This is a genomic window from Bacillota bacterium, from assembly GCA_013314855.1.
In the GTDB taxonomy this organism is placed as follows: domain Bacteria; phylum Bacillota; class Clostridia; order Acetivibrionales; family DUMC01; genus Ch48.
The window spans coordinates 1-8,711 of record JABUEW010000155.1 but is presented as its reverse complement, the minus strand read 5'-3'; the positions used below and the strand labels follow the sequence as shown (position 1 = coordinate 8,711).

The following is an 8,711-nucleotide window of genomic DNA, read 5'->3' as shown; positions in this document are numbered from 1 at the left end:
GCAAAGCAATGCAATAGGGGAGTAGTACCTGAAATAGAGGTACCAATACACTTCAAAGAAAGTTTGGAGTATTTGAATAATTTTGATTTTACTCTTATACCTTATGAAAAAGAAAAAGATAGAACCCTTAAATCATTTATAAAAAATATAAAATCTGGTAAAATAAATATAAAAACTGCCGGATTGTTTATTGGACCTGAAGGGGGGTTTTCAGAAGAGGAGGTTAATTTGGCGGTTGAATTTGGAGGAAGTCCTGTTACACTAGGGCCAAGAATTTTAAGGACGGAAACAGCCGGGTTAGCAGTATTGGCAATACTAATGTACGAACTGGGGGACATTGGTTACTGAAAATTGAAGTATACAATAGAAAATGTGAAAAAATATATAATATTTAAAAAAAACCCTTTAATTTGACTGAAATTATGATATAATACATATCGTTCAATATATAGACATTGGAAAAGTAGTAAGGGGTAGCAGATATGATAAGAAGTATGACAGGATTTGGCAGAGGTGAGGTTCAGAAAGGAGGGAAATCATTTTCTGTCGAAATAAAAACTGTAAACCACAGGTATAGTGATATATCAATAAAAATGCCTAAACAAATATCCTTTCTGGAGGAAAAGGTAAGGGAGACGATTAATAAGTCATTATCAAGGGGAAAAGCAGATGTATTTATTACATATGAGGATTTTGGTGAGGGAAAGAAAAATGCGCTGATTGATGAGGCTCTGGCCAAAGCATATATTCAAGCAGCTGAGTTATTGAGAGACAAGTTCGGGATAAAGGACGATATTACTGTTTCCCTAGTAGCCAGATTTCCTGATGTTATAAAGTTGCAAGATGTGAAAGAAGATGAGGATGAATTATGGTACTTACTAAAAACAGCCTTGGATATAGCTATAGAAGGACTTATAAAAATGAGGGAAAATGAGGGCAAGAAACTGGAAAATGACTTGCTTTTAAAAGGAGAGTTTATTGAAAAAAAATTAAAGGAAGTTAAAAAACGGGCTCCGGAAGTGGTGAAGGAATATAAGTATAAGTTGGAAAACAGAATTAAAGAGCTAATGGAGCAAAAGCTTTTAGATGAAAATCGGATATCTATGGAAGTTGCGTTATTTGCTGATAGATGCAGCATAGACGAGGAAATTGTCAGGCTTCAGAGTCATATTGACCAGATGAGGGAAACCCTGAGACTTCAAGAGCCTGTTGGAAGGAAATTGGATTTTTTAATACAGGAAATGATAAGAGAAGTAAATACTATTGGTTCTAAAGCTAATGATTTGGTAATAATAAAAGAAGTTTTAGAAATTAAAAGCGAGATAGAGAAAATGAGAGAACAAATACAAAATATAGAGTGATAGGGAGGTTTTTATTAATGAAGTTGATTAATATCGGTTTTGGGAATATTGTCTCGGCAAATAGGCTTGTTGCAATAGTAAGTCCTGAGTCTGCCCCAATAAAAAGGATAATACAGGAGGCGAGGGACAGGGGTATGCTGATTGATGCAACTTACGGCAGGAGGACAAGAGCTGTTATAATAACAGATAGTGATCATGTTATTCTTTCAGCGGTCCAACCGGAAACTGTAGCACATAGGCTAAGCAGCAAGAGTGCCGGAGATATAAGTGTCGACGAGAATGAATTGTTGGATGAATAACAAATATTGTTATCATGTGAATGACATATGATTGAATTGGAGGAGTAACACGCAATTGATATGAATCAAAGTGATAAGAGCGGTTTATTAATAATTATTTCAGGTCCGGCCGGTACCGGCAAAGGAACTGTTATTAAAGCATTGAGGGAAAGAAATAGCAATATAAAAGTGTTGCCTTCTGTTACTACAAGAAGTCCGAGGAAGGGAGAAAAAGAGGGATATAATTACTATTTCAGAACCAAAGAAGAGTTTGAGCACATGATAGAGAATAATGAGTTTGTCGAGTGGGTTGAATATTGTGAAAATTATTACGGTACTCCCAGGAAACAATTGGAAGACTCTTTGAAATCAGGTACCGACATAGTACTGGAAAAGGAAGTTGAAGGAGCTATAAAAATTAAGGTACAGTATCCGGACAGTGTTTTGATATTTTTACTTCCTCCCTCTTTTAAAGAATTGAAAAGAAGAATAGAAAGCAGGGGTACCGAGGATATATGTGTAATTAATAAAAGGCTTGAGAGGGCATCGGAAGAAATTACTTATGTAAACAAGTATGATTATGTTATAACAAATGACCGTGTTATAGATACAGCAAATGCTATAAATTGTATTATAAAGGCAGAAAAACTTAAAACGAAGAGAAATGTTGATATTTTAGACAGAATTGTGTTATAAGCTGGGGAGGTTTATATTTTATGATTTTTCCTTCATTAAGTGACTTGATGAAAAATATGGACAGCAAGTATACTCTTGTAGTAACTGTAGCAAAAAGGGCGCGTCAATTGGTTGATGGAGCTTCAAAACTTGTAAAATGCAATGTAGATAAACCAGTTACGATTGCAATAAATGAAGTTTATGAAGAAAAGATTACATATGTACGTACTAAAAGCGGGGTAAAATAAGTAACAATACCGAGGAGAGAATATGTTAAAGGGAAAAACAGTATTAATTGGTGTATGTGGCGGTATTGCAGCATACAAGGTTGTAGAAGTAGTAAGCCGTCTGGTAAAAAACAATGCCCAGGTCCATGTAATTATGACTGAGAATGCTACTAAGTTTGTAGCTCCCCTTACTTTTCAAACTATATCTAAAAATCCTGTAGTAACCGGCATGTTTGATATTCCCGAAAGGTGGGACATAAAGCACATTTCTCTGGCACAAAAGGCTGATATTTTAGTTGTTGTGCCTGCCACAGCAAATATTATAGGGAAAATTGCAGCGGGTATTGCGGACGATATGCTTACTACCACGGTTATGGCTACAAAGGCGCCTGTAATGTTTGTACCTTCCATGAATACCAACATGTATGAAAACCCTATTTTAAAAGAAAATATATTAAAGTTGGAGAAACATGGGTATTTGTTTATGGAGGCTGAAGAAGGGTTGATGGCATGCGGTACTTCAGGGAAAGGCAGGTTGCCGGAGCCTGAAACCATAGTGGAAAAGATAATTAACATTATTGGACATGAAAAGGATATGAAGGGGTTGAAAGTCCTTATAACTGCAGGACCGACAAGAGAACCTATTGACCCTGTAAGGTATATTACCAACAAGTCGTCGGGAAAAATGGGTTATGCGTTAGCTTCTGCAGCATCCATGAGAGGTGCGGAAGTATTGCTGGTGTCGGGACCGGTAAGTTTGAATAGACCCTGTAATGTCAATGTAATAAATGTCAATACTGCCCGAGAAATGTTTCAGAAAGTTATGGAAGTATATAAAAACTATGACGTTATTGCCATGTTTGCAGCTGTTGCGGATTACAGGTCTGAGCAGGAAGCCGAAAGAAAGATTAAGAAGGACAAAGAGGTTATGAACTTAAAGCTTGTTAAGAATCCCGATATTGCTGCGGAATTGGGAAAAGTTAAAGGAGAAAGGATTCTTGTAGGCGCCTGTGCTGAAACTGAAGATATTATAAAAAATGCTGTGACTAAGCTGGAAAATAAGAACTTTGATGTAATAATGGCCAATGATATTACGATGGAAGGGGCAGGTTTTGAAGTAGATACTAATATTGTAAAGATAATAAACAAAGATAAGAATATTATTGAGCTGCCGATAATGGAAAAAACGCAAGTAGCCCATAGGGTTCTTGATGAAGTAGTGAAAATCATAAAGGAAAGGAAGGCATTGAATTGAAATGATAGTAAACAAAACAATGGATAAGATAGTGGCTTTGACTAAAAACAGGGGTTTTGTGTATGCCGGCTCCGAAATTTACGGGGGATTGGCTAATGCTTGGGATTATGGTCCTTTAGGCGTAGAGCTTAAGAATAATGTTAAGGCAGCCTGGTGGAAAAAATTTATCCAAGAAAGTCCTTATAATGTTGGGGTAGATTGTGCTATCCTCATGAATCCCCAGGTATGGGTTGCATCAGGCCATGTCGCAGGATTTAATGATCCTTTGATTGATTGTAAGGTTTGTAAATCCCGTTTTAGAGCTGATAAAATGATAGATGAATGGAACAAAGAGAGGAATATTGAACTGACAGTGGATGGATGGGAAAATCAAAAATTAATGGAGTATATAAAAGATAAGGATGTAAGGTGTCCTGAGTGTGGAGCAAATGATTTTACGGAAATAAGGAAATTTAATATGATGTTTAGGACCTACCAGGGAGTTACTGAAGACTCAAAAGCAGAAATATATTTAAGACCTGAGACTGCCCAGGGAATATTTGTTAATTTTAAAAATGTACAGAGGACAACGAGGAGAAAGCTTCCTTTTGGAATAGGACAAATCGGGAAAGCTTTCAGAAATGAAATTACCCCGGGTAATTTTACTTTCAGGACAAGAGAATTTGAACAGATGGAATTGGAATTCTTCTGTGAACCCGGTACAAGCCTTGAATGGTTCCAATACTGGAAAGAGTTTTGCTATAACTGGCTTATAAACCTTGGGATTAAGCCTGAAAACTTAAGGATGCGGGATCATACAAAAGAAGAGCTTGCATTTTACAGCAATGCGACTACAGATATCGAGTATAATTTTCCCTTTGGATGGGGCGAACTGTGGGGGATAGCTGATAGGACCGACTATGATCTGAGGCAGCATATGGAACACTCGGGAGAAGACCTTTCCTATTTCGACCCAATAAAAAATGAAAAATACATACCTTACTGTGTAGAGCCATCTTTAGGTGCAGATAGGGCTGCTTTGGCGTTTTTATGTGAAGCATACGACGAAGAAAAAATTGCCGAGGGAGATGTAAGGACTGTTTTACGCTTCCATCCGGCAATTGCTCCAATTAAAATTGCTGTCCTGCCCCTTTCCAGGAAACTGGGCGAGGAGGCATATAAAGTTTATGAAATGCTTATAAAGGAATATGTGTGTGAATATGATGAGACAGGTAGTATTGGAAAACGGTATAGACGTCAGGATGAAATAGGTACACCTTTTTGTGTTACCTACGATTTTGATTCATTGAATGATGAAAGTGTTACTATTAGGGACAGGGATACCATGCAGCAGGTGAGGATAAAAATAAGTGATCTTTCCCAATACTTTGAAGATAAATTTGATTATTAAAGTAGATGATAAGTTGAAAATATTGCTGTATAATATGTAATAAAATGGCACAGGATTGACAAAATATACTATATATAAAAAATAATAGTAATTAAAGCAAATATAAAATTAAATATGGAGGTAGTAACAATGAAGAAATATGTATTTTTATTTAGTGAAGGAAATGCAACTATGAGAGATCTGCTTGGAGGAAAAGGCGCCAATCTTGCTGAAATGACCAGTATAGGGCTGCCGGTACCAAGGGGATTTACTATAACCACAGAGGCCTGTACCAGGTATTATAAGGATGGGAAGGTTATTGCAAAGGAAATAGAAGATGAAATATATGCAGCGTTACGAAAAATAGAGGAAATTATAGGGAAAAAGTTTGGGGATGCTGAAAACCCCTTGCTTGTTTCAGTACGTTCAGGGGCAAGAGTTTCAATGCCGGGCATGATGGATACAATATTGAACCTTGGGCTTAATGACACAGTTGTTGAAGGACTGGCAAGGCTTACCGAAAATCCGAGGTTCGCATATGACAGTTATAGAAGATTTATTCAGATGTTTAGTGATGTGGTCATGGAAATAGAGAAAGACAAATTTGAAAAAATACTCAGTGACGTAAAAAAAGAAAATAATGCCCAACATGATACTGATTTGACTGCAGATAACTTAAAAGAGGTTATTAGAAGATACAAGGAACTTTTTAAAGAAGAAAAAGGCTATGAATTTCCACAAGACCCGAAAGTTCAGTTGATGGAGGCAGTAAAGGCCGTTTTCCGTTCGTGGGACAACCCCCGGGCAATAGTCTACAGGAGACTTAATGATATTCCCGGGGACTGGGGTACGGCAGTTAATGTGCAGGAAATGGTTTTCGGAAATATGGGTAATGATTCCGGGACAGGCGTGGCATTCACCAGGAACCCGTCTACAGGAGAAAAGAAGCTCTATGGTGAGTTCCTTATGAATGCACAAGGAGAGGATGTAGTTGCCGGTATCAGGACACCTGAACCTATTGACCTTTTAAAGGAAGTTAATCCGGAAGTTTATAAACAGTTCCTTGAGATTGCCGATATTTTGGAAAAGCACTATAAAGATATGCAGGACATGGAATTTACCATTGAAAGAGGCAAGCTGTTCATGCTCCAGACCAGAAATGGAAAAAGAACTGCTGCTGCGGCATTGAAGATTGCGGTTGACTTGGTGAATGAAGGTATGATAACAAAAGAAGAAGCACTAATGAAGGTTGAGCCAAGACAACTGGATACTCTTCTGCATCCTAATTTTGAACCTGGAGCACTGAAAAAAGCAATACCTATTGCCAAAGGATTGCCGGCTTCTCCCGGGGCAGGTTCAGGGAAAATATATTTTTCTGCGGAAGACGCAGTAAATGCTTATAATAACGGAGAAAAGAATGTTTTGCTTGTACGTCTTGAAACGTCACCCGAAGATATTGAGGGAATGAATGTAGCAAAAGGGATTCTTACAGGACGGGGTGGCATGACATCCCATGCTGCAGTTGTTGCCAGGGGTATGGGAAAGTGTTGTGTGGCCGGTTGCAGTGAAATAAAAATTAATGGCGAAGAAAAATATTTTATAGATAGAAATGGGAACAAGTATGTAGAGGGAGATTGGATATCCCTCGATGGGTCCACCGGTAATGTCTATGCAGGCATGTTACCTACTGTAGAGCCTGAATTAACAGGAGATTTTGCAACACTTATGAGTTGGGCCGATGATACCAGGAGACTGAAGGTTAGGACTAATGCGGATACACCTAAGGATGCCGCCCAGGCACTTAAATTCGGCGCACAGGGGATTGGCCTTTGCCGTACTGAACATATGTTCTTTGAATCTGACAGAATTTCTATATTTAGGCAAATGATTGTGGCCGAAAATGAAGAGCAAAGGAGAAAGGCCTTAAACAAGCTGCTGCCAATGCAGAGAGAAGACTTTGAAGAGATATTCAGGATAATGAAAGGATACCCGGTAACCATAAGGCTTCTTGACCCTCCTCTTCATGAATTCTTGCCCGAAAAAGAAGAAGATATAGTTTTGTTGGCACGTGATATGGATATAAGCTATGATGAACTCAGAACAATAATTAAAAAACAGCATGAGATTAACCCAATGATGGGGCTTAGGGGTTGCCGTTTGGCAGTGGTTTACCCGGAAATTGCTGAAATGCAGACAAAGGCAATTATTGAAGCTGCAATCAATGTCATAAAAGAGGGTATTAATGTAATACCCGAAATAATGGTGCCTTTGGTATGTGAGGCAAAAGAATTTAATTTTGTTAAGGACATTATTGTTAAAACTGCTAATGAGATAATAAAGAACTCAGGAGTTGATTTGAAATACATGGTAGGAACAATGATGGAAATACCAAGAGCCGTATTGACTGCTGACGAAATTGCCGGTGAAGCGGAATTCTTCTCTTTTGGTACAAATGACCTTACCCAGATGACTTATGGATTAAGCCGCGATGATGCCGGTAAAATTCTTGAAGAATATTACCAGAAAAAGATTTTTGAGTTTGATCCTACAGCTAGACTAGATAGAATAGGGGTTGGAAAGCTGATAAAAATGGGGGTTGAACTAGGAAGAAGTACAAGATGTGGTATAAAATTGGGCGTATGCGGAGAACATGGGGGAGACCCGTCTTCTATAGAGTTCTTTGATATGCTGGGATTGGATTATGTATCATGTTCACCGTATAGAGTACCTATTGCAAGGCTTGCCGCTGCACAAGCTGTGATAAAGAATAGATGAAGAATAAAATGAAACAAGATAAAATGAAACAAGATAAAGAGAGAGCGGTTAAATAGCACACATTTCCTATATGACTCATAATATTCTACGAAACATTTAGTAGCTCTATCAAAAAGTTTCTTGCTTATATTGTGAGTTATATAGGAAATTAATTTTAATTTTTAGTCCAATTTAGCCTTGCAGCACTTTTAGCTCAAAATAGTTTTCACCTTCAACAATTCTTGAACTGATGCCGGCTTTCTTGACCAACCTTATTATCAGATCTTTTCTTATTTCGGCAATAGACTGTTCAATATCGAAATAATTCTTAATATAAGAAAGTGTATTTTCATCATCAAGCTCTGCTACATCAACATGTAAAGATTTATCATGGGAATTGAGAATAAATTGACCTTTATAATAATAGTCATCTTCTGTTATATTCAGACTGGATATTAATAAATCAGACACTTTCATATTTCGATACCTCCTCCTCTTTACAGCATATAAATTTTTTATACTTATATTATACCATCAAATCTTTTAAAATCAAAGCATTGATAAAAAATAAACAATGTATTTTTTTATATACAATAAAAATGCATACCCGTCTTTAGAAGTTAGCACCATAAATCTTTAGGAGTAAATTTTATATTAAAAGCGTGAAGCAGCCTTAAAATAAGGCTTTTTTTATTGCTAAAAACACTTGCAAAATTACTTTTTATGTGCTATAATTAATGGTGATAGTGGTGATAAATAAGGAGGGGATTATATGGCATATTTTCTAAAAAA

9 protein-coding genes are annotated in these 8,711 nt (G+C 37.1%); 8 read left to right on the top strand and 1 reads right to left on the bottom strand.

Features of this window, described 5'->3' with window-relative positions:
* The 8 genes from HPY74_18385 to HPY74_18350 all read left to right on the top strand — a co-directional run.
* The coding region (locus HPY74_18385; GenBank protein ID NSW92593.1) for an RNA methyltransferase at positions 1-348 on the top strand (348 nt) is incomplete at its 5' end.
* A gap of 134 nt (positions 349-482) precedes the next feature.
* Positions 483-1,361: a YicC family protein gene (locus tag HPY74_18380; protein NSW92592.1), complete on the top strand. Its 879-nt coding sequence runs from the start codon at positions 483-485 to the stop codon at positions 1,359-1,361.
* 17 nt (positions 1,362-1,378) lie between these two features.
* On the top strand, positions 1,379-1,660 hold the full coding sequence (locus HPY74_18375; protein NSW92591.1) for a DUF370 domain-containing protein: 282 nt from the start codon (positions 1,379-1,381) through the stop codon (positions 1,658-1,660).
* Between the two features lie 60 nt (positions 1,661-1,720).
* Positions 1,721-2,335, top strand: coding sequence for a guanylate kinase (gene gmk / locus HPY74_18370; protein ID NSW92590.1), 615 nt, complete (start codon positions 1,721-1,723; stop codon positions 2,333-2,335).
* 20 nt (positions 2,336-2,355) lie between these two features.
* Complete coding sequence (locus tag HPY74_18365) at positions 2,356-2,562, top strand: DNA-directed RNA polymerase subunit omega (GenBank protein ID NSW92589.1); 207 nt, start codon at positions 2,356-2,358, stop codon at positions 2,560-2,562.
* A 22-nt stretch (positions 2,563-2,584) separates the two neighbouring features.
* Positions 2,585-3,796: a bifunctional phosphopantothenoylcysteine decarboxylase/phosphopantothenate--cysteine ligase CoaBC gene (coaBC, locus tag HPY74_18360; protein ID NSW92588.1), complete on the top strand. Its 1,212-nt coding sequence runs from the start codon at positions 2,585-2,587 to the stop codon at positions 3,794-3,796.
* 1 nt (position 3,797) lies between these two features.
* Entirely contained in the window at positions 3,798-5,186 is a 1,389-nt protein-coding gene (locus tag HPY74_18355) for a glycine--tRNA ligase (protein NSW92587.1), read from the top strand.
* 129 nt (positions 5,187-5,315) lie between these two features.
* Positions 5,316-7,940 carry a pyruvate, phosphate dikinase gene (locus tag HPY74_18350; protein ID NSW92586.1) on the top strand — a complete coding sequence of 875 codons (2,625 nt, stop codon included), beginning with the start codon at positions 5,316-5,318 and terminating at the stop codon, positions 7,938-7,940.
* A gap of 171 nt (positions 7,941-8,111) precedes the next feature.
* Here the strand turns inward: HPY74_18350 and HPY74_18345 are convergent, their stop codons facing one another.
* Complete coding sequence (locus HPY74_18345; GenBank protein NSW92585.1) at positions 8,112-8,396, bottom strand: hypothetical protein; 285 nt, start codon at positions 8,394-8,396, stop codon at positions 8,112-8,114.
* Positions 8,397-8,711 lie beyond the last annotated feature (315 nt).

Coding starts and splice junctions, on each gene's coding strand:
- HPY74_18375 (NSW92591.1), top strand. CDS start 1,379: ATGAAGTTGATTAATATCGGTTTTGGGAATATTGTCTCGGCAAATAGG.
- coaBC (NSW92588.1), top strand. CDS start 2,585: ATGTTAAAGGGAAAAACAGTATTAATTGGTGTATGTGGCGGTATTGCA.
- HPY74_18345 (NSW92585.1), bottom strand. CDS start 8,396: ATGAAAGTGTCTGATTTATTAATATCCAGTCTGAATATAACAGAAGAT.
- HPY74_18355 (NSW92587.1), top strand. CDS start 3,798: ATGATAGTAAACAAAACAATGGATAAGATAGTGGCTTTGACTAAAAAC.
- gmk (NSW92590.1), top strand. CDS start 1,721: ATGAATCAAAGTGATAAGAGCGGTTTATTAATAATTATTTCAGGTCCG.
- HPY74_18380 (NSW92592.1), top strand. CDS start 483: ATGATAAGAAGTATGACAGGATTTGGCAGAGGTGAGGTTCAGAAAGGA.
- HPY74_18350 (NSW92586.1), top strand. CDS start 5,316: ATGAAGAAATATGTATTTTTATTTAGTGAAGGAAATGCAACTATGAGA.
- HPY74_18365 (NSW92589.1), top strand. CDS start 2,356: ATGATTTTTCCTTCATTAAGTGACTTGATGAAAAATATGGACAGCAAG.